Source organism: Streptomyces sp. NP-1717 (genome assembly GCF_022695985.1).
GTDB lineage: Bacteria > Actinomycetota > Actinomycetes > Streptomycetales > Streptomycetaceae > Streptomyces.
The window spans coordinates 1-19,025 of the sequence record NZ_JAAPBF010000136.1 but is presented as its reverse complement, the minus strand read 5'-3'; the positions used below and the strand labels follow the sequence as shown (position 1 = coordinate 19,025).

At 72.5% G+C, this 19,025-nt stretch carries 16 protein-coding genes; 7 read left to right on the top strand and 9 right to left on the bottom strand.

The window, feature by feature from the left end; all coding sequences use genetic code 11:
• Positions 1 to 11 precede the first annotated feature (11 nt).
• The 9 genes from GXP76_RS23830 to GXP76_RS23790 form a co-directional block, all read right to left on the bottom strand.
• Positions 12 to 1,787 carry a 1-deoxy-D-xylulose-5-phosphate synthase gene (locus GXP76_RS23830; protein ID WP_242573630.1) on the bottom strand — a complete coding sequence of 592 codons (1,776 nt, stop codon included), beginning with the start codon at positions 1,785 to 1,787 and terminating at the stop codon, positions 12 to 14.
• A 68-nt stretch (positions 1,788 to 1,855) separates the two neighbouring features.
• The gene (locus GXP76_RS23825; protein WP_242573629.1) at positions 1,856 to 2,341 is read right to left on the bottom strand and encodes a hypothetical protein; all 486 of its coding nucleotides are present in this window, start codon (positions 2,339 to 2,341) and stop codon (positions 1,856 to 1,858) included.
• Positions 2,335 to 3,264, bottom strand: coding sequence for a Gfo/Idh/MocA family protein (locus tag GXP76_RS23820; protein WP_242573628.1), 930 nt, complete (start codon positions 3,262 to 3,264; stop codon positions 2,335 to 2,337). Before GXP76_RS23820 ends, GXP76_RS23825 begins: the two co-directional genes overlap by 7 nt.
• Positions 3,265 to 3,346: 82 nt before the next feature.
• Positions 3,347 to 4,519, bottom strand: a complete 1,173-nt coding sequence (locus GXP76_RS23815) for an Ldh family oxidoreductase (protein ID WP_242573627.1) — start codon at positions 4,517 to 4,519, stop codon at positions 3,347 to 3,349.
• Between the two features lie 4 nt (positions 4,520 to 4,523).
• Positions 4,524 to 5,867, bottom strand: coding sequence for a M20/M25/M40 family metallo-hydrolase (locus GXP76_RS23810; RefSeq protein ID WP_242573626.1), 1,344 nt, complete (start codon positions 5,865 to 5,867; stop codon positions 4,524 to 4,526).
• A 35-nt stretch (positions 5,868 to 5,902) separates the two neighbouring features.
• Positions 5,903 to 6,778, bottom strand: coding sequence for a sugar phosphate isomerase/epimerase (locus GXP76_RS23805; protein WP_242573625.1), 876 nt, complete (start codon positions 6,776 to 6,778; stop codon positions 5,903 to 5,905).
• On the bottom strand, positions 6,768 to 7,925 hold the full coding sequence (locus GXP76_RS23800) for a Gfo/Idh/MocA family oxidoreductase (protein ID WP_242573624.1): 1,158 nt from the start codon (positions 7,923 to 7,925) through the stop codon (positions 6,768 to 6,770). The genes GXP76_RS23805 and GXP76_RS23800 overlap by 11 nt, the downstream gene beginning before the upstream one ends.
• Positions 7,926 to 7,986: 61 nt before the next feature.
• Positions 7,987 to 9,054 (bottom strand): polyprenyl synthetase family protein, encoded by a 1,068-nt coding sequence (locus GXP76_RS23795; protein WP_242573623.1) that lies wholly within the window; start codon positions 9,052 to 9,054, stop codon positions 7,987 to 7,989.
• Positions 9,055 to 9,222: 168 nt separating this feature from the next.
• Positions 9,223 to 10,173: a 4-hydroxy-3-methylbut-2-enyl diphosphate reductase gene (locus tag GXP76_RS23790; RefSeq protein ID WP_242573631.1), complete on the bottom strand. Its 951-nt coding sequence runs from the start codon at positions 10,171 to 10,173 to the stop codon at positions 9,223 to 9,225.
• 313 nt (positions 10,174 to 10,486) lie between these two features.
• Between GXP76_RS23790 and GXP76_RS23785 the strand changes: the two genes are divergently transcribed.
• From GXP76_RS23785 to ppk2, 7 genes are all read left to right on the top strand, one after another.
• Positions 10,487 to 11,707, top strand: coding sequence for a DegT/DnrJ/EryC1/StrS aminotransferase family protein (locus tag GXP76_RS23785; RefSeq protein WP_242573622.1), 1,221 nt, complete (start codon positions 10,487 to 10,489; stop codon positions 11,705 to 11,707).
• On the top strand, positions 11,704 to 12,891 hold the full coding sequence (locus GXP76_RS23780) for a DegT/DnrJ/EryC1/StrS aminotransferase family protein (protein WP_242573621.1): 1,188 nt from the start codon (positions 11,704 to 11,706) through the stop codon (positions 12,889 to 12,891). The genes GXP76_RS23785 and GXP76_RS23780 overlap by 4 nt, the downstream gene beginning before the upstream one ends.
• 116 nt (positions 12,892 to 13,007) lie before the next feature.
• Entirely contained in the window at positions 13,008 to 14,273 is a 1,266-nt protein-coding gene (locus GXP76_RS23775) for a nucleotide sugar dehydrogenase (RefSeq protein WP_242573620.1), read from the top strand.
• Positions 14,274 to 14,359: 86 nt separating this feature from the next.
• Entirely contained in the window at positions 14,360 to 16,345 is a 1,986-nt protein-coding gene (locus tag GXP76_RS23770; RefSeq protein ID WP_242573619.1) for an FAD/NAD(P)-binding domain-containing protein, read from the top strand.
• Positions 16,346 to 16,384: 39 nt separating this feature from the next.
• Positions 16,385 to 17,812: a 3-carboxy-cis,cis-muconate cycloisomerase gene (gene pcaB, locus GXP76_RS23765; protein ID WP_242573618.1), complete on the top strand. Its 1,428-nt coding sequence runs from the start codon at positions 16,385 to 16,387 to the stop codon at positions 17,810 to 17,812.
• 167 nt (positions 17,813 to 17,979) lie between these two features.
• Positions 17,980 to 18,180 (top strand): hypothetical protein, encoded by a 201-nt coding sequence (locus GXP76_RS23760; protein ID WP_242573617.1) that lies wholly within the window; start codon positions 17,980 to 17,982, stop codon positions 18,178 to 18,180.
• The coding region (ppk2, locus tag GXP76_RS23755) for a polyphosphate kinase 2 (RefSeq protein ID WP_242573616.1) at positions 18,167 to 19,025 on the top strand (859 nt) is incomplete at its 3' end. The genes GXP76_RS23760 and ppk2, both read left to right, overlap by 14 nt.

Sequence of the window (19,025 nt, the reverse complement as noted above, 5' to 3'; positions counted from 1 at the left end):
TGCGATGGCGGTCATGAGGCGAGTGTCCTTTCCGAGTTCATCCGAGTCAGCACGGCGCCGGCGACGGCGTCGGCGGTCAGCCCGCAGTGGGCGAGGACCTGGGCGCGCGATCCGTGGTCGAGGAACTCGCGCGGCAGGCCGAAGTTCCGTACGGGCGTGTCGATCCCGGCGTCCGCCAGGGCCTGCGCGAACGCCGCGCCCACACCGCCGACGCGTCCGCTGTCCTCGACGGTGACCACGTGTTTGAAGTACGCGGCGGCCTCCACCAGCGTGGGATTGACCGGGGTGACCCAGCGCGGGTCGACCACCGTCGCCCCGACGCCCGCCTCCTTGAGCTGACCGGCGACGTCCAGCGCGAGCCGGGCCATCGGGCCCACCGAGACGATCAGTACGTCGCGGCCGGGCGCGTTGTGGAGCACGTCGAAGCCGTCGGTCGTGTCGATCGCGGGGATGTCCGCGCCGGTGGCCCCCTTGGGGAAGCGCAGCACCGTCGGCCCCTGCTCCCAGGCGACCGCCTCGCGGAGCAGCTCACGCAGCCTCGCGGCGTCTCGCGGCGCGGCGATACGGATGTCCGGTACGGCCTGGAAGAGCGTCAGGTCCCACATGCCGTTGTGGCTGGCGCCGTCGTCGCCGGTGACACCCGCGCGGTCCATCACCAGCGTGACCGGGGCGGAGTGCAGGGCGATGTCGGTGACCATCTGGTCGATCATGCGGTTGCCGAACGTCGCGTAGATGGCCAGCACCGGGTGCAGACCACCGAACGCCAGACCCGCGGCGGCCGCCGCCGCGTGCTGCTCGGCTATCCCGACGTCGATCGTGCGCGCCGGGAACTCCCGCTGGAAGTCCAGCAGTCCGACCGGCTCCGCCATCGCCGCCGTGATCGCGACCACGTCCTGGCGCTCTTCCCCGATCCGTACCATCTCGTCGGAGAACACCGCCGTCCACGCGGGACTCGACGCGGGCGCGGCAGCTGCCGACGGGGTCGCCCGTACGACGTGGCAGCGGTCCAGCTCGTTCGTCTCGGCCGTCTCCCAGCCGCGCCCCTTCTCCGTCACCACATGGACGACGACCGGACCGCCCAGGGCCCGGGCCCGGCCCAGCGCCTCCTCCACGGCGGCGATGTCGTGCCCGTCGACCGGACCGAGATAGCCGAAGCCGAACTCCTCGAAGACGTTCGCCGCGCCGGCGTCGCCCTCGGCCCCCCGCAGTTTGCCGAGGTGCGCCGCCAGGCCGCCCACCGTCGGCGCGTACGAGCGCTCGTTGTCGTTCAGGACCACGATCACCGGACGCCGGGGCGCGCCGCCCAGGTTGTTCAGCGCCTCCCACGCGAGACCGCCGGTCAGCGCCCCGTCACCGATGACGGCGACCACCGCGCGGTCCGTGTCGCCGCTCAGCTCGCGGGCGCGCGCCAGCCCGTCCGCGTAACTGAGCGCCGTCGACGCGTGCGAGTTCTCGATCACGTCGTGCTCGGACTCGGCCCGCGAGGCGTAGCCGGAGAGTCCGTCACGCTTGCGCAGACCGTCGAACCCGGCGCGTCGGCCGGTCAGCAGCTTCTGCACGTACGTCTGGTGGCCGATGTCCCAGAGCAGCGTGTCCCGCGGCGAGTCGAAGACCCGGTGCAGCGCGATGGTCAGTTCGACCACGCCCAGGTTGGGCCCGAGGTGTCCGCCGGAGCGGCACACCGCGTCGATCATCACCTCCCGGATCTCCGAGGCGAGCTGGCCGAGCTGCGCGGGCGAGAGACCGCGGAGATCGCGGGGAGCCGCGATCTCGTCGAGTAGTGCCATGACTGAACCCTCCATGTCCGAGGCGGCCGACGTGGCCGAGGTGTCCGTGCGGCGGTGGTGCGGAGCGGTCAGGGCCGGCCGGTTCCCGGGTCGCCGTCCGTGGGCGGCGGCGGCCGGAAACTGACCTGCGAGCCGGGCCGCAGTCCGGCCTCGGGACCGGTGAGCGTCCAGGCGGTGTGGATCAGTACGTTGTAGTGGTTGGGGAAGTGGCAGGCGTCGAAGCCCAGCAGGGTGCCGATGGGCTCGCCGTCGACCAGGACGATGTCGCCCCGGTCCAGCACCCCGGACACCGAGATCTCCACGAATCCGAGGAAGCCGACCCGGTCGATACGGGAGCCCTCCTCGGTCTCCAGATGGTCGGTGGTGACCAGTTCGTGCAGCTCGCCCTGGCGTACGCAGCGGGAGGCGAACTCCTCCAGGCGCATCCCGCGGTCCGTACGGCGGTGCCGCAGCACCTTGACCACCTCGGACCTGACCGTGCGCTTGTCGCCGTTCTCCGGGCTGGGCGCCAGCAGCGCGGGGACCTGCGTCCCGTAAGCCGTCCTGTTCAGCATGTGACCGCCCCCTCCCGCTCCATGGCGTACGTCGCGTCGACCAGCTCCAGCATCGCGAGCCCGGCGCGCGAGGCGTCCGTACCGGCGCGCACCGCCTCCTCGAACTCCTGGAGCACACCCACGTATTCGTGCTTCAGGGAACTCTTGAACGCGGCGTGCCCGGCGAGCATGTCCGCGTGGTGCTCGGTGCCGTCCTTCAGCCGGACGGTGACGTCCTTCGCCTCACCGTCCGGATACGACCAGTCCAGCTCGACGGTGGCGGGCACCCCGCCGGCGGAACGCAGCTCCACCCGCGCCTGCCGGTCGACGCCCTCCCCGTCGCGTACGACATCGGCGGACTCGACCGTCAGCTCGCCGAGGAACAGCCGTACGACGTCGAAGGCGTTGGGGCCGTTGTCGGCGACACAGCCGCCGCCGCAGCGCTCGGGGTCGAGGTACCAGCGGTCCTGCCCGACGTGCTCCTCGATCATCTCCAGATAGCGCACCGTCACGGACTCCACCTCCGCCGCGTCGGGGAGCGAACGCAGCAGGCCGAGCACGTTGTCGTTGTAGCGCCGGTGGAACGCGGTGAAGAGCACCGAGCCGCCGCTCACGGCCAGTTCGGTCAGCGCGCGGCCGTCGGCGAGGTGCAGCGCGAGCGGCTTCTCCACGCAGACGGCGACGCCCGCTTCGAGCGCGTCGCGGCACACCTCGGCGTGCGCGTCGTTGGGGACGTTGACGACGATCGCGTCCAGCTCGGTCTCGGCCAGCATCCGCCGGTGGTCCGGGTAGCAGGGCAGCCCCGCCGCGCGGTGCGGGGCCAGCGCCTCCTCGCGCAGGTCGCAGACCGCGACCAGGTCGAGTGTGGGCAGGCCGGGGAAGGCGTCGAGGTAGAACCGGGAGATGACCCCGAGCCCCACCACGCCTATCCGCAGGGGTTTCATTGTCTGTGTCCTCCTTGGACGCGATTGCCGGTGTGCCGGGGGGTGGGTGTCCTGGGGCGCCGGACGGGCCGGGCGCTCGTCCTCAGGCGCCGGACGGCCTGCCAGCCGTGTCCTTGAGCGCCTTCGGGGCCGTCAGGCCGCGTTCCGCCGCCACCGTGACCAGCTCCTCGAACAGGGCCGCCGACAGCGGCACCCCGCTCTTGCCGTGCTCCGTCGCGCGCTCCGCCTCGAACCAGCCGGGGTAGCGGACCGGCCGGTCCTCGTCCACCGCCGGGGAGCCGGTCAGCGCGTCGAACATCCCGGCCGTCTGTGCCTCGAAGTCCTCCCGCGGGCGCAGCTCCGCCGGGGCGACGACCAGCACCGTGAAGCCGATGTTGTCGTCCTGGCCGCTGGGGCTGCCGCTGCCGGACCAGGCCTCGGTCGCCGGGCCGAGGCCGGCGCCCGGCAGGAGCGCGCCGAGGACCTCGACGAGCAGCCCGAGCCCGTACCCCTTGAACGCCCCGGTGGCCGGATCGCCGCCCAGCCACTTCAGATAGCCGTCGCCCCGGTCCAGCGCGTGCGGGTCGGTGACCGGCAGGCCGTCCCTGTCCTCCAGCCAGCCCTCCGGGATCGGCTGTCCGGCCCGCGCCGCGCCGCGGACGCGGCCGGTCGGGACGACGGTGGTGCTCATGTCGAGGACGAGCGGCGGGCGCGCCCCGGCGGGCGCGGCGAACGCGAGCGGGTTGGTGCCGAGCAGGGCGGCCTGTCCGCCGGGCGGCCGGATGATGCGCTGCTGACCGCAGTTGGAGACGAGCAGGCAGATCATCCCGCGGTCGGCCGCGCGCTTGGCGTGCGCGCCCGCGCAGCCGAGGTGGGTGGCGTCGCGTACGGCGACCAGCCCCACGCCGTACTGGAGTGCGCGCTCGGCGGCCAGGTCCACGGCCTCGCTCGCCGACCAGAGGCCGAGGGCGCGGTGCGCGTCGACCAGGACGGCCGCGCCCCGGTCGGCCAGCACCTCGTGTTCGGCGGCGGAGTCGCAGCGGCCGTCCTCGAAGAGCTTCAGATAGAGCCGGGTGAGATTGGTCAGGCCGTGCGAGGTGATGCCGGTCAGGTCGCCGTGGACCAGGGCCTGCGCGGCGGTCAGGGCCCGCTCGGCGGGCAGCCCGTGGTGCCGGAACACGGCGGCGGTGAACTCCACCAGCTCGGTGAGGTCGACGCGCGGTGTCGCGTCGGCGGAAGCGGCCCCGGAGCCGGTCGTGGTCGTCGTGGTAGTCATGAGATCAGTTCCCCTGGTCCAGCCGATTGCGTGCGAAGGAGATGAGCAGGCGCTCGATGTGCCGCGCGTACCGGTCGAGGTCGGCCAGATCGGCGAACTCACCTTCCGCGTGCGCCTGGTTGGCGCCGAGATCGCCGGGGCCGAAGACCACCGTCGAGGTGTCGGGTACGCCGGCGAGCCAGATCGCGTCACAGGTGAACGCGGGCAGCTCGGCGGGCCACGGCGCGAGTCCCGCGCGGTCGAGCAGCAGTTGGCCGACCCACGCGTCGTCGGCGTAGAGGGCGGGCAGTCCGCGCTTGAGCCAGTCCAGATGGGTCACGCGTGCGGCGTCGCGGGCGGTGGTGGCGAAGGTCGGGCTGTCGGCGAAGCGTTCGCGGAACCGCTCCACGCCGGTCCGCAGGACGTCGTCCAGCGCGGCTTCCAGCTTGCGCCCGGTGTCCTGGGAGCCGTACGACAGGTTGATCAGCAACTGACCGGTGCCGTAGACCTTGTTGTGCATGGAGCCGGTGTTCATGCCCGCGACGCAGACCTGTCCGTCGGTCGCGTACGGCGGCAGCTCCGACGCGAGGTGCTGGGCGAGATAGCCCAGTAACACCGTCGCGTTGTGGCCCGCGCCCGGCTCGTCGTCGATGCCGTCGCGGCCGTCGACGCGCAGGCGCGCGGTCATGGAGGCGGTGGCCCTGCTCAGTACGCGGAAGCCGGTCGGCTCGCAGAACACGTTGAGCCGCCCCACGTACCCCTGCTCGACCAGTGGCTTCGTGCCGAACACCCCCATGGCGCCGCCCTCTTCGCCCGCGACGAGCTGGATCAGCACGCCCACCTCGGTGCCGAGCGCGGGGGAGGCGGCGAGGGCGGCCCGCAGCCCGGCGAGGAGCCCGACGGCGGGGCCCTTGGCGTCGATGGAGCCGCGGCCGTGGAACCGCGAACCGCTGAAGGAGACCGGTCCGCCGCCCGCGACGGTGTCCATGTGCACGTTGAACATGACCGTGGCGGCGCGCGGCAGTTCGGGGCCCAGACGAAGGACCATGTTCGGCTGGCAGTCGAGGAATCCGGGATCGGCGCCGGCCGCCTGGCTGACGGCCCGTGGCACGTCCGAGCCGGTGACGGCGTCGGGTCCGGCGGGGGCGTGGTGGACGACCCGGAAGCCGAGCCGGCCCGCCGCCTCCGCGTACGCGCTCTGCGCCTCCCACAGCTCCACCGGCTCCCGGCCGCCGGTCTCCAGCGGACCTGCGGTGCGCAGGGCGAGGAGGTGCAGGAGCAGTTCCCGGTCGGACTCGGTCAGCCCGGCGGCGCCCGGACCGGTCCGCCGGACCGGCGAGTCGTAGGCCGGGCGCTGGTCGTAGGTCATGCGGCGATTCCCCCTCTCTCTTTTCCGACGACCCGTCAGATCGCTTTGTCGGTGGCCGTGTCCGCGGCTGGATCCAGCTCGCGCAGGAGCTTTTCGAGCCGCTGCCCGTACGTCACGAACTCGTCCACGTAGTCCCCGGACGGGTCCGACCAGCCCTCGTGCGGACGGATGTTGATGTGCGGCTCGATCGAGACGGCACCGGAGTAGCCCTGGCCGAACAGCAGCCGCAGCGAGTCCGCGACCCGGCAGTCCCCGTCGCCGGGCAGCGAGTAGAACTGCGCGCTCGTGTCGCCCGTGCCGTCCTTCACATGCACATGGGCGACGTAGGGCGCGATGTGCGTGAGATGGTCGTATGCCTCGTAGCCGTACGCGATGCCGTTGCCGACGTCGAAGAGCAGCCGCAGCGCGGGGCTGTCGGCGGCCTCCAGGAGACGGAGCATGCGCGCCGGGTCGGTGGCGGCCCAGCCGGCGCAGTTCTCGTGCACCAGCACCAGGCCGGCGTCCTCGGCGCGCACGGTGAGCTGTCGTATCCGTGTCAGCGCCTCCCGCTCCCAGTCGGCGTCCGGCAGACCGGCGTTGGGGTAGGACATGATGCGTACGTAGCGGGTGCCGAGCCGGTCGCAGCGGTCGGCCAGCCGCGCCAGCTCGTGGAGGTCGTCGGCGAACGGGGAGACGACCGTACGCGCCCAGTTGCCGATCCGGGAGTCGACGCAGGAGACCCCGAGCCCGGCGTCGGCGACCGATCCGGCCACCCGGTCGAAGGCCGGGCCGTCGAGTTCGGCCAGGGGAACACCGTCGACCGAGCGCAGCTCCACACTGTCCCAGCCGAGCCGTCGCACGGCCTCGATCTGCCGGTCGAGCCCCGGGGCGGCCTCGTCGCCGATACCGCTCAGACGGATGTCAGCCCTCATGGTCGGCACCGCCCCGGAGCGCGGGGGAGACGCCGGTCAGCGGCGGCCGGACGGGGGTCGCCGCGTCCTGGCGGGCGTCCTGTGCGGCGGCCAGCAACCGTGCCTCCTGGAGCAGTTGGACCACCCGCCGGGCGATCGCGTAGTCGTCCATGTCCTCCAGGCCGTCCGCGCCGCCCGGACCGCTCGAACCATCCGGACCGCCGCCGTCCACTCCACCGGCCTTCGCGTCGACCGCCCGGTACTCCCGGTAGGCGTGGTCGACATAGCTGGTCAGCGCGTCGTCGAAGAGGATCCGCGGGGTCGCCGCGCCGCCGCCCGTGTCGTCGTGGACGGTCAGGCTGGCGTGGTGGTCGACGTCGCTGATCGGGTAGTGGCCGACGACGTCGCCGGTGTCGAACCGCAGCCCGACACGGCGCTCGCGGATCGGCGAGGTGAGGTCGGAGGCTATCTCCGTCGTGACGCCGTTGTGGTGCTGGAGCGTCAGCCGGGCGCCGCCCATGTCGGGGATGACGGTGTCGCCGATCCGCATGTCCGTCAGCGCCGCGTCGGTGATCCGCGCGTCCCCCGCGATCCGCAGGGCGACACCGAGCGAGTGCGGCAGCTCCACGTCGAACGCGGTGGTGTGGTTGTTGGAGCGCAGGGTGCGCGTCCAGCGCGGCTTGAACTGGGTGAAGGCCATCGAACGCAGCTCGCCCAGCGTGCCGTAGCGCGTCAGCTCGGCCAGCTCCCGGGTCAGCGAGCTCGCCAGCCACGGCGAGACGACCCGCAGCCGCAGCCCGCGCACCCGCGCCAGCATGTCGATGGCCTCCAGGCCGGCGAGGTCGACGGCCATCGGCTTCTCGACCACGATGCGCGTGTAGCCGAGGTCGGCCAGCTCCTGGAGCGTGGAGAACCGGTCGGCCGGCGGCGTGCACAGATGGACGACCGTGGTGGCGGGGTCCGCCAGCTTCGCGGCGTGCGCCAGTGACTCCGCGGGCACCAGCCCCTCGGTCAGGGCCTGTTCACGGATGTCCTGGACGTCCCAGACCACGGGCGGGTCCGGTGACCACAGACCGGTTTCGTCCGGCCGGGCGCGCAGCTTGCGCAGCACCGGCCAGTGCAGCCCGAGGCCGGCTCGCCCGCCGCCGACGATGAACGTGTTCAGCATGACGTGACCTTCGCTCTTGAGGAGATCCGGCGTCCGGAGAGAAAGGGAACGGGCCGGCGGATCAGTGGTCGCGGTAGGCCACGGACGTGGCCATGTCGGCGAGTTCGCTCTTCCACTCCTCGCTGATGGGCGCCGCCGACAGCGCCTCGTGCGCCTGGACCACCAACTCGTCGATACGCTGCTCCACTTCGGCGCGAACGCCGCTGCTGGTCAGCGCCTCGGCCAGCGCGGCGCCGTCCCACTCGGCCGCCTGGACCAGCTCGCCGACGCGCGCGTCGCGCAGCGCGGCGAGGCTCACCAGGAGCGTCATCTTGTGCTGTTCGGCGTCCAGGCCGACCGGCTTGCCGACCGCGTCCGCGTCGCCGTACGTGTCGATGAGGTCGTCGCGCAGCTGGAACGCCTCGCCCAGCGCGGTGCCGTACGCCTCGAAGGCGGCGGCCGCGGAGGTGTCGCCCGCGATGGCCGCGCCCAGCTCCAGCGGGCGGTGGATGCTGTAGTGACCGGACTTGGCGTTGGCGATGTAGCGGGCCAGCTTGGGGTCCGGGAGGGATTCCGCGGCGACCGTCACGTCCAGGTGCTGGCCGATGATCATCTCGCTGACGAGCCGCCCCCAGACCAGCCGGGCCTCGGCGGGCAGGTCCTGGATGAGCTGCCCGGCGTACGAGAAGGCCAGGTCGCCCGCGAGTACGGCGATGCCCTCGCCGTACCGGCGGGCCTCGCCCTGCCAGCCCTGCGCCCGGTGCCGCTCGATGTGCTGGACATGGACGGTGGGCTTGCCGCGCCGCAGGTCGGAGTCGTCGATGACGTCGTCGTGGATGAGCGCGAACGCGTGCAGCATCTCGATGGCCGCCGCCGCGTCCACCACCCGCGAGTCGGACAGGTCGCCGCCCGCCGCCAGGAAGCCGGCCGCGCAGAACGCGGGGCGCAGGCGCTTGCCGCCCGCGCGGATCAGTTCGCCGATGGCGTCGATGGGGACCGCGGCGCGCGCGTCGACCGCCGCCCAGCGGGAGTGCTCCGCGGCGAGCATGGCGTCGAGCCGCTCCTCGGTGCGGTCCAGGACGGCCGCGCGGGACTGCGCGGCGAGTCCTCCGAGGTGCTCGACGGCCGGTGCGGGCGGTGAGACGGTCATGAGCGTTCTCCTGTCGTGTCGGCGGTCGTGCCGGCGATCTGGTCCTCGTGGCGCCGGGCCCGTGATGTCAGGCGTACGGCTCCGAGGCGTGGGGCTCCGGGCTCGCGGCGCCGGCTCCGGCACCGAACGGTGCGAGCCGTACGGCTCCCGCCGGAGGGGAGGGACGGATCAGGCGGACGGCCGCGCCTGCTGGAGGCCCGACGGCAGCTGGAAGACGATGTCCTCCTTGGTCGTCACGGACAGCTCCACGTCGTGGTACCCCAACTCGTCGAGCCGCTCCAGCAGTTGGTCCACCAGCAGCTCGGGCGCGCTGGCGCCGGCGCTCACGCCGATCGTCCCCACTCCCTCCAGCCAGCTCGTGTCGAGTTCGGTGACGTCCGGCACCAGATAGGCGGCGGTCCCTTCGAGGAGGGCGACCTCCACCATCCGTACCGAGTTGCTGGAGTTGCGCGATCCGACGACCAGGACGAGATCGCTGCGCGCGGCGATCTGCTTCACCGCGACCTGCCGGTTGGTGCTCGCGTAGCAGATGTCGCCGTCGGCCGGGCTCCGCAGATCGTCGAAGCGCTCGTTGAGTACGGAGACGATGCCGGCGGTCTCGTCCATCGAGAGCGTCGTCTGGGTGAGCACCGCGACCGGGGTGTCACGCGGCAGATCGAGCGCCCGCGCGCTCTCCTCGCTCTCCACGATCACCGTGCGGTCGGGGGCCTCGCCGTACGTGCCCTCGACCTCCTCGTGGTCGGCGTGGCCGACCAGCAGCAGGGTGCGGCCGTCGCGGGCGTAGCGCCGGGCCTCCTGGTGGACCTTGGAGACCAGCGGGCAGGTCGCGTCGATGGTGTCGAGCCGGCGGGCCTTCGCGTTCTCGCGGACCTCGGGCGCCACCCCGTGCGCGGAGAACACACAGACCGCGCCGGGCGGAACCTCCGCCTCGGAGTCCACGAAGATCGCGCCGCGCCGCTTCAGCACCCCCACCACGTAGTGGTTGTGCACGATTTCTTTTCGCACATAGACGGGAGCGCCGTGGACCTCCAATGCCTTCTCGACGATTTCAATCGCCCGGCGTACCCCCGCACAGAATCCGCGTGGCTCGGCGAGGATCACTTTCTTGTCGGACACGATGTCGGTCACGACTGGAAACTCCTGTCGGTCCGTGGAATTGGGCTTCACCGTCGACCACACCGAAGAGGCAAGTCAAGGTTTTTCGGACCGGCAATAACCAAGGAGCCAGGTAATAGGCAGGGTCCTGCACGCTCTTGCCTGCACTGTCCCCCGCAACTGCCAATGGATTGCCGGGTGATTGCTATCGAAGGGGTGTGAGGGCGCGGTCTACGTTCGATCGGACGTAACGAGCAGAACCGCGGAGTTCCGACGAGCAGTTCCGACGAGCCGAACCGTGGATTCCGCACAGCACCGCCGACTTGAGTGGAGTGAAATGGACAGCAAGGCGATGCCGGCTCCGGCGAGCACCGTCCCGTTCTTCACGCAGGCGGAATCCTTCGAGCGCCTGTGGCCCCGGCTGAGCGCGTATCTCGACGAGGTCTGCGAGTCGGGGACGTACTCCAACGGGCCGAAGACCGCCGAGCTGGAGGCCGCGCTGCGCGCGTACACCGGTGCCCGGCACGCGATAGCCGTCGGCAACGGCACCGACGCGCTGGTCCTGCTGCTGCGCGCGGCGGGGATCGGCCCCGGTGACGAGGTGATCGTGCCGGCCTTCAGCTTCTTCGCGTCGGCCAGTTCCGTGGCGCTCGTCGGGGCGGTCCCCGTCTTCGCCGACGTCGATCCGCTCACGTACAACATCGACCCGGCCGCCCTCGAAGCGCTGATCACACCGCGCACCAAGGCCGTCATGCCGGTGCACCTGTTCTGCCAGCCCGCCGACATGACCGCGGTACTCGCCGTCGCCGAACGCCACGGCCTGCTCGTCCTGGAGGACAGCGCCGAGGGCATCGGGATGCGGCTGAACGGGCGCCACACCGGTCTGATCGGGGCGGGCGGCGTGCTGTCGTTCTTCCCCACCAAGACCCTGGGCGCGCTCGGCGACGCCGGGATGGTGCTGACCGACGACGACGCGCTCGCCGGCGCCGTCCAGCGGCTGCGCGACCACGGGCGGCCCGCACTGGCGCCCTCGTCCCCGGCCCCCGGCGGGAAGCCCGCCGCGCCCGCCGCCCGCGCCGAGTACGCGCGCCAGGGCGAACTGGCGGGCACCAACAGCAAGATGGACGAACTCCAGGCCGCGGCCCTGCTGACGAAGCTGACCACGCTGGACGACGACATCCGCCGCCGCGCCGTGCTCGCGGACGCGTACACCCGCCGGCTGCGCGGCATCCCCGGCGTCCGCGGACTGCCGGCGGTCGTGGAGCGCGGCGAGCCGGTGGATCCGGTCTTCTACGTCTATCTCATCGAGACCGACCGGCGCGACGCCCTCGTCTCGCACCTCGCGGCCGCGGGCATCGGCACCGAGACGTACTACCCGCTGCCGCTGCACCTCCAGCCGTGCTTCGCCCATCTCGGCCACCAGGAAGGCGACTTCCCGCACGCCGAGGCCGCCAGCCACCGCACCGTGGCACTGCCGCTCTACCCCGAGCTGACCCTCGCGCAGCTCGGCCGGGTGTGCGACGCCGTCCGCTCCTTCTTCACCGGGAGTACGTCATGACCACCGAGACCTCGCCCGTACAGGCCGCCCCGACCCGTGTCGCCGCGGCCACGTCGACGCCCGAGACCGTCCCCTACGCGCACACCCGGCTCCCCGACGCGGACCGTGAACTGCTGCGCGAGGTGCTGTACGAGGTCGGAACCGACCCCGAGCAGAAGTTCATACTCGGCCGCCGCACCGCCGAACTGGAGCGGCGGCTGGCCGACCGCGCGGGTGTGCGCGACGTCGTCGCCTGCGCCAGCGGGACAAGCGCCCTCGTCCTCGCCCTGCGGGCCGTCGGGGTCGTCCCCGGCGACGAGGTGATCGTGCCCGCCTTCGGCGCGGAGCCGCTGGCCGCGACGGTGCTCGCCATCGGCGGGGTGCCGGTCTTCGCCGATGTCGACCCGGTGACGATGGTCATGGACCCCGTCGACGCCGAGAGCCGGGTGACGGAGCGCACCCGCGCGGTCGTCCCCGCCCACACGTTCACGACGATGGCCGACATGCCCGCGATCACGGCCTTCGCCCGGCGCCGAGGCATCTCGGTCGTCGAGGACGCGGCGGTGGCCCAGGGCGCGACCCTGGGCGGCCGGGCGGCCGGCACCTGGGGGGACATCGGGCTCTACTCGTTCTTCCCGGTCAAACCGTTCGGGATGCCCGGCGAAGGCGCCGTCGTCCTCTCCGACAACATCGAACTCGCCACGCTGGTACGGCGGTTGCGCAACCACGGGCAGGACGGTGTGCAGCGCTTCGTGCACCACGAGGTCGGTCTCAACAGCCGCTTCGACGAGGTGCTGGCCGGCTATCAGCTCGCCCGCCTGGACCGCGCCGACGGCATGATCGCCCGGCGCGCCGCCATCGCCGCGCACTACAACTCACGGTTCGCGGCGCTGCGCGGGAGCGGTCTGCTCGCCCCCACGACCGGCGCCGACGGCCAGTGCCACTACGTCTACGCCGTACAGACCATCTGCCGCGACTCGCTGGCGGCGCACCTCGCCGCGCACGGCATCGGCAGCCGCGTGTACTACCCGGTGCCGCTGCCGAGGCTGGCCGCCTTCGCCGCGTACGCCGGACCGGGCGCGGACGGACGGCGTCCCGGTACGGAACTGGCGAGCGCGCGCCATCTCGCGCTGCCGCTGAACCTCAGCCTGACGGACAGTCAGGTCGAGCGCACGGCCGACGTGGTCTGCGCCTTCTTCGACTGACCCCCGGCGCGCGGCCCCCCACACACGTGCGGTCGGCCGCTGTCGCCCGGCCGCCGTCGCCGACCGCTGTCGCCCGACCCTGACCAACTGACCAATCTTCTCCGACGGGAGCAACCGTGAAAAGCAAGGTCGTCGTTGTCGGGCAGGGGTACGTGGGCCTGCCGCTGGCCGTCCGGGCCGCACAGGCCGGCCACCAAGTGGTCGGTTACGACGTGGACACCGAGCGCGTCAAACGACTCGTCAGCGGTGAGTCCTACGTCGAGGACATCCCCGACGCGCAGCTCGCCGAACTCCTCGACCGGGGCACCTATCTGCCCACCACCGACCCCACGGACCTCGACGGCTTCGACATCGCCGTCGTCACCGTGCCCACCCCGCTGCGCGACGGTGCCCCCGACCTCTCGTACATCGAGTCGGCGGCCCACACCCTCGCCGGCCGGCTGCGCCCCGGCGCGACCGTGGTCCTGGAGTCGACCACGTACCCCGGCACCACCGTCGAACTGCTCGTCCCGCTGCTGGAGGAGGGCTCGGGCCTCGTCGCCGGCCAGGACTTCCACCTCGGCTACAGCCCCGAGCGCATCGACCCCGGCAACCCCACCTGGCGGCTGGAGAACACGCCCAAGGTGGTCTCCGGCATCGACCCGGCGTCGCTCACCGCCGTACAGGCCTTCTACGACACGATCACCAGCAACACCGTGCCCGTGCGCACGACCGAGGTCGCCGAGCTGTCGAAGCTCATCGAGAACACCTTCAGGCACGTCAACATCGCCCTGGTCAACGAGATGGCGATGTACGCGCACGAACTCGGCGTCGACGTCTGGGAGGCGCTGGACGCCGCCGCCTCCAAGCCCTTCGGCTTCATGCGCTTCACCCCCGGCCCCGGGGTCGGCGGGCACTGTCTGCCGGTCGACCCCGAGTACCTGTCCTGGCGGGTCAGGCGCACCCTCGGCCGCAGCTTCCAGTTCGTCGAACTCGCCAACGAGATCAACGGACACATGCCCGACCACGTGGTCCAGCGGCTGCTGCTCGCCTTCAACGCCCGCCGCAGGCCGCTGGCCGGCTCCCGGGTCCTGCTGCTCGGCCTCGCGTACAAGCCGAACACCGGCGACGCGCGCGAGTCGCCCGCGCTGCGCGTGGCGGAGCTGCTGCTCGGGCTCGGCGCGGAAGTGCGCGCGGCCGACCCGTACGTGGTCGAGGCGGTCACCGTGAACAGCAGGCTGACCCGCTGCGACTTCACCGAGGAGGAGCTGGCGGCGGCCGACGCGGTGGTGCTGCTGACCGACCACGACGCCTTCGACTACGAACTCGTCGCCCGAGCCTCGGACTTCGTCCTGGACTGCCGGCACCGGCTGGAGACCGGCCCCACCGTCGAAGTCCTCTGAAGCCCTCCGAGCGGTGACCGGGCGAGCGAGGCGAGCAAGACACCGGCCGCAACCAGGGCCGTCCAACGGGAGACGGAGACACACGCGTGAGTGACGGACATCTGGAGGTCTGCATCGTCGGTGCGGGGCCCCGTGGGCTCTCGGTGCTGGAACGGCTCTGCGCCAACGCGCGCCGGGGCCTGCCGGCCGGCTCCACCCTCACGGTGCACGTCGTCGACCCCCACCGCCCCGGCGCCGGGGGCGTGTGGCGCACCGACCAGTCCCACCATCTGCTGATGAACACCGTCGCCTCGCAGGTCACGCTGTTCACCGACGAGAGCGTGGAGATCGACGGCGAACTCGCCCCCGGCCCCAGCCTGTACGACTGGGCGGTACGTACGGCGGCGGCCCCGGGCGAAGCGCCCGGGGAGGCTTACGACGACCAGGTACGCGCCGAGGCCCGCGACCTCACCCCGGACTCCTACCCGACCCGCGCCTTCTACGGCCACTACCTGGAATGGGTCTTCCGGCACGTCGTGCGCACCGCGCCCGCGCACGTGCGCGTCGTCGTCCACCCGTGGCAGGCGGTCCGGCTGGACGGCGCCCCCGACGGCCCGGAGGGTCCCGGCGGACCGCAGAGCGTCCACCTCTCCGACGGCTCCCGCCTGGACGGCCTGGACGCGGTCGTCCTGGCCCAGGGCCACCTCCCCGTCCGGGGCGGCCCCGGCGAGCGCGAACTCGCCGGCTTCGCGCGGACCCACGGGCTGACCTACGTCCAGCCCGCCAACCCCGCCGACACCGACCTGTCCGCCGTCCGGCCGGGCGAGGCCGTCGCCCTGCGCGGACTCGGGCTCAACTTCTTCGACCACCTCACGCTCTTCACACTCGGCCGGGGCGGCACCTACACCCGCCGGGACGGCCGGCTCCTCTACGGCCCGTCCGGACGCGAACCGCGCCTGTACGCCGCCTCCCGGCGGGGCGTCCCGTACCACTCGCGGGGCCGCAACCAGAAGGGCGCGCACGGCCGGCACATCCCACGGGTCCTCACCCCGGAGGTGCTGGAGCGGCTGCGCACCGCCGCCCGGCTCGGCGGCGGCCTCGACTTCGGGCGCGACCTGTGGCCGCTGATCGCCAAGGAGGTCGAGACCGTCTACTACACGGCGCTGCTCGCCCGGCGCGCCGGGGAGCGCGAGGCCGGCCGGTTCGGCGACCGCTATCTCGAATCCGCCTGGGGATCGGCCGGGGAGTCCGACCTGCTCGACGCGTACGGCATCGGCCCCGAGGACCACTGGGACTGGAAGCACCTCTCCCTGCCCCACGCCGGCCAGGGCTTTAGGAGCGTCGGGGACCACCGGGACTGGCTGCTGGACACCCTGCGCCTGGACCTCGCCGAGTCCGAGGCGGGCAACGTCGAGGGCCCGCTCAAGTCCGCCCTCGACGTGCTGCGGGACCTGCGCAACGAGATCCGGCTGGTGGTCGACCACGGCGGGCTCACCGGCCGCTCGCACCGCGACGACCTGGAACGCTGGTACACCCCGCTCAACGCCTTCCTGTCGATCGGCCCGCCGGCCGGCCGGATCGAGCAGATGATCGCGCTCGTCGAGGCCGGGGTACTGACCGTCCTCGGCCCCGGCATGCGCGTCGGCACCGACGCGGACCAGGGCGTCTTCACCGTCGAGGCACCCGCCGTACCCGGCTCCCTGACCCGCGTCACCACCCTGGTCGAGGCCCGGCTGCCCGAGCCCGACCTGCGCCGGACGACCGATCCGCTGCTCAACGACCTGCTGGCCACCGGCCAGTGCCGCCCCTACGCCATAGCCGATCCGGAACTCGGCGCGTACGAGACCGGCGGACTGGCCGTCACCCCCCGGCCCTACCGGCTGGTGGACACCGAGGGCCGCGCCCACCCCCGGCGCTTCGCCTACGGTGTGCCGACCGAGTCCGTGCACTGGGCGACCGCCGCCGGGGTCCGCCCCGGTGTCAACTCCGTCACCCTGGGGGACTCCGACGCGATCGCGCTCGCCGTCCTGGCCCTGCCCGCCGGGCCGCCCCGGCCTCCGGTGACGGACCACCAGAAGTCGAGGACCACGTGAAATCATCTGCGCCGAGCGCGAGTTGACGAGGATTCAGATATGACGAGCAGTCAGCCACCGGCCGACACGGGACTCTTCTCCCCGGTCCGGGCGGGCACCCCGGCCGAGGCCGCCACCACCGACGCCGCGTGCCTCCAGGCCATGCTCGACACCGAAGCGGCCCTCGCACGGGTGCAGGCCCGGCTCGGCACCGTACCCGAGTCCGCCGCCCGCGCCATCGGCGAGGCCGCGCGGGCCGAACACTTCGACCTGTACGAGCTGGCGGTCCAGGCGCGCGGCGCCGCCAACCCGGTCGTCCCCCTCGTACGGCGGCTCACCGCGCTGGTCGCCGCCGAGGACGCGGAGGCCGCGCACAGCGTCCACCAGGGCTCCACCAGCCAGGACATCCTCGACACCGGCCTCATGCTTCTCGCCGCGCGCACCCTGGACCTCGTCCTGGCCGACCTGGACCGCACCGCCGCCGCGCTGGCCGGCCTCGCCGCCCGGCACCGCGACACCCCCATGGCCGCCCGCACCCTCGGCCAGCACGCCGTCCCGACCACGTTCGGCCTCAAGGCGGCCGGCTGGCTCCAGGGCGTGCTCGACGCACGGGACCGGCTGCGCCGGGTGCGCGCGGAGGGCCTGCCGGTCCAACTCGGCGGCGCGGCGGGCACGATGGCCGGATATCTGGAGTACGCGCTCCTGCACGCACCGGCCGCGGCCGACGACGGCGGGCGGCGGTACGTCGAGGAGCTGCCCGCCGCACTCGCGGCCGAGCTGGACCTCACCGAACCGCTCGTGCCCTGGCACACCGTCCGCACGCCTCTCGCCGACCTCGGCGCGGCGCTCACCCTGCTGACCGGCGCGCTCGGCGGTATCGCCGCGGACGTCCAGCTGCTGTCCCGCACCGAGACGGGCGAACTGGCGGAACCGGCCGCCGAGGGCCGGGGCACGTCCTCCGCCATGCCGCACAAACGCAACCCCGCGCTCTCGGCGCTGATCCGCTCCGCCTCCTACCAGGTGCCCTCCCTCGTCGGCACCCTCACGCAGGTGTCGGTCCACGACGACGAGCGGCCCTCCGGAGCCTGGCACGCGGAGTGGCTGCCGCTGCGCGACGCCCTGCGCCTGGCCGGCGGCGCGGCGCACACCGCCGCGGAGCTGACGGAGGGTCTGACCGTCCACGAGGAGCGGATGCGGGCCAACCTGGACCTGACGGGCGGTCTGGTCGTCTCGGAACGGCTCGCGGCGCTGCTCTCCGTCGAACTCGGCAGGGCCGGGGCCAAGGCGCTGCTCGGCCGCGCGTCGGCGCGGGCCGCCACCTCCGGCAGGCACCTCGCGGACGTTCTGGCCGAAGCCCCCGAACTGGCGGGACGCCGGTCGGCCGACGACCTCCGCAAGCTGTCGGACCCGGCGCACTACACCGGGGCGGCGGGCCAGTTGGTGGACCGGGTGCTCGGCCGCTTCCGCCTCGACCGGCCCACGGGCTGACCCCGCCGGGCCGCGGTCGGGGCGGGGGAGCGGCCCGGGGCGCGGATCACGGCGCCTGGCGCGCATTTCGGCTCGCCTGCCAAGATCGAGCGCTGTGCGAGGATGAGACAGTCGCCCGGCAATGGGCCGCGCGGCCCGTGCGACACCCTTTCCCTGGATGGTCTTGGATGCAGAGCTCTCAGCGTCGTATCGTCCGAACCGCGCCTCTTCCCGCGGCAGATGAGTCCGTTTCGCGTCCGCAGCACAGCGACCTCTTCCTGGAGGCGCAGTACACGGTCGACCTCCCCCCGCTCGACGAGGAGGAGGAAGCCGACCCCCGCACCGTCACCACCCCCTACCGGGGAAGGCACCCGCATGCCGCCGGGTGAGGACGCCGAGAAGGCCCTTCTGCACGGGCTGACGGTCGACGACCGGGACCCCCGGCAGCCCGTCCTGCTCGACAAGTCCGGGCGCCCCGTCCGGACATGGCGGCAGAACTACCCGTACGACGAGAAGATGCGCCGCCGCGAGTACGAGCGGACGAAGCGCATCCTCCAGATCGAACTGCTCAAGTTGCAGCGCTGGGTCAAGGACACCGGCCAGCGGGTGGTCGTGGTCTGCGAGGGCCGGGACGCGGCGGGCAAGGGCGGCACCATCCAGCGGTTCACCGAGCGGCTCAACCCGCGTGGCGCCCGCGTGGTGGCCCTGGAGAAGCCCACGGAGCGGGAAGCGGGGCAGTGGTACTTCCAGCGGTACGTCGCGCACCTGCCCTCCGCCGGGGAGATCGTCTTCTTCGACCGCTCCTGGTACAACCGGGCCGGTGTCGAGCGGGTGATGGGCTTCTGCACCCCGGGCGAGTACATGCACTTCCTCCACCAGGCGCCCCAGTTCGAGCGGATGCTCACCGACGACGGCATCCTGCTGGTCAAGTTCTGGTTCTCGGTCTCGCACGACGAGCAGCGCACCCGGTTCGCGATCCGGCAGATCGATCCCGTACGGCAGTGGAAGCTCTCGCCCACCGACGTCGCGTCGCTCGACCTCTGGGACGCGTACACCGCCGCCAAGGTCGACATGTTCCGGGCCACCGACACCGCGTACGCGCCGTGGACCGTGGTCAAGAACAACGACAAGAAGCGGGGACGGCTGGAGGCCATGCGCAGCCTGCTGTGGCGGGTGGACTACGACCTGAAGGACGAGTCGGTCGTCGGTGAGCCCGACCCGCTCATCGTGGGCG

Bases quoted from the DNA above. Each gene is read 5' to 3' on its own strand.
- GXP76_RS23830 (WP_242573630.1), bottom strand. From the start codon at position 1,787: ATGGCACTACTCGACGAGATCGCGGCTCCCCGCGATCTCCGCGGTCTC.
- GXP76_RS23825 (WP_242573629.1), bottom strand. From the start codon at position 2,341: ATGCTGAACAGGACGGCTTACGGGACGCAGGTCCCCGCGCTGCTGGCG.
- GXP76_RS23820 (WP_242573628.1), bottom strand. From the start codon at position 3,264: ATGAAACCCCTGCGGATAGGCGTGGTGGGGCTCGGGGTCATCTCCCGG.
- GXP76_RS23815 (WP_242573627.1), bottom strand. From the start codon at position 4,519: ATGACTACCACGACGACCACGACCGGCTCCGGGGCCGCTTCCGCCGAC.
- GXP76_RS23810 (WP_242573626.1), bottom strand. From the start codon at position 5,867: ATGACCTACGACCAGCGCCCGGCCTACGACTCGCCGGTCCGGCGGACC.
- GXP76_RS23805 (WP_242573625.1), bottom strand. From the start codon at position 6,778: ATGAGGGCTGACATCCGTCTGAGCGGTATCGGCGACGAGGCCGCCCCG.
- GXP76_RS23800 (WP_242573624.1), bottom strand. From the start codon at position 7,925: ATGCTGAACACGTTCATCGTCGGCGGCGGGCGAGCCGGCCTCGGGCTG.
- GXP76_RS23795 (WP_242573623.1), bottom strand. From the start codon at position 9,054: ATGACCGTCTCACCGCCCGCACCGGCCGTCGAGCACCTCGGAGGACTC.
- GXP76_RS23785 (WP_242573622.1), top strand. From the start codon at position 10,487: ATGGACAGCAAGGCGATGCCGGCTCCGGCGAGCACCGTCCCGTTCTTC.
- GXP76_RS23780 (WP_242573621.1), top strand. From the start codon at position 11,704: ATGACCACCGAGACCTCGCCCGTACAGGCCGCCCCGACCCGTGTCGCC.
- pcaB (WP_242573618.1), top strand. From the start codon at position 16,385: ATGACGAGCAGTCAGCCACCGGCCGACACGGGACTCTTCTCCCCGGTC.
- GXP76_RS23760 (WP_242573617.1), top strand. From the start codon at position 17,980: ATGCAGAGCTCTCAGCGTCGTATCGTCCGAACCGCGCCTCTTCCCGCG.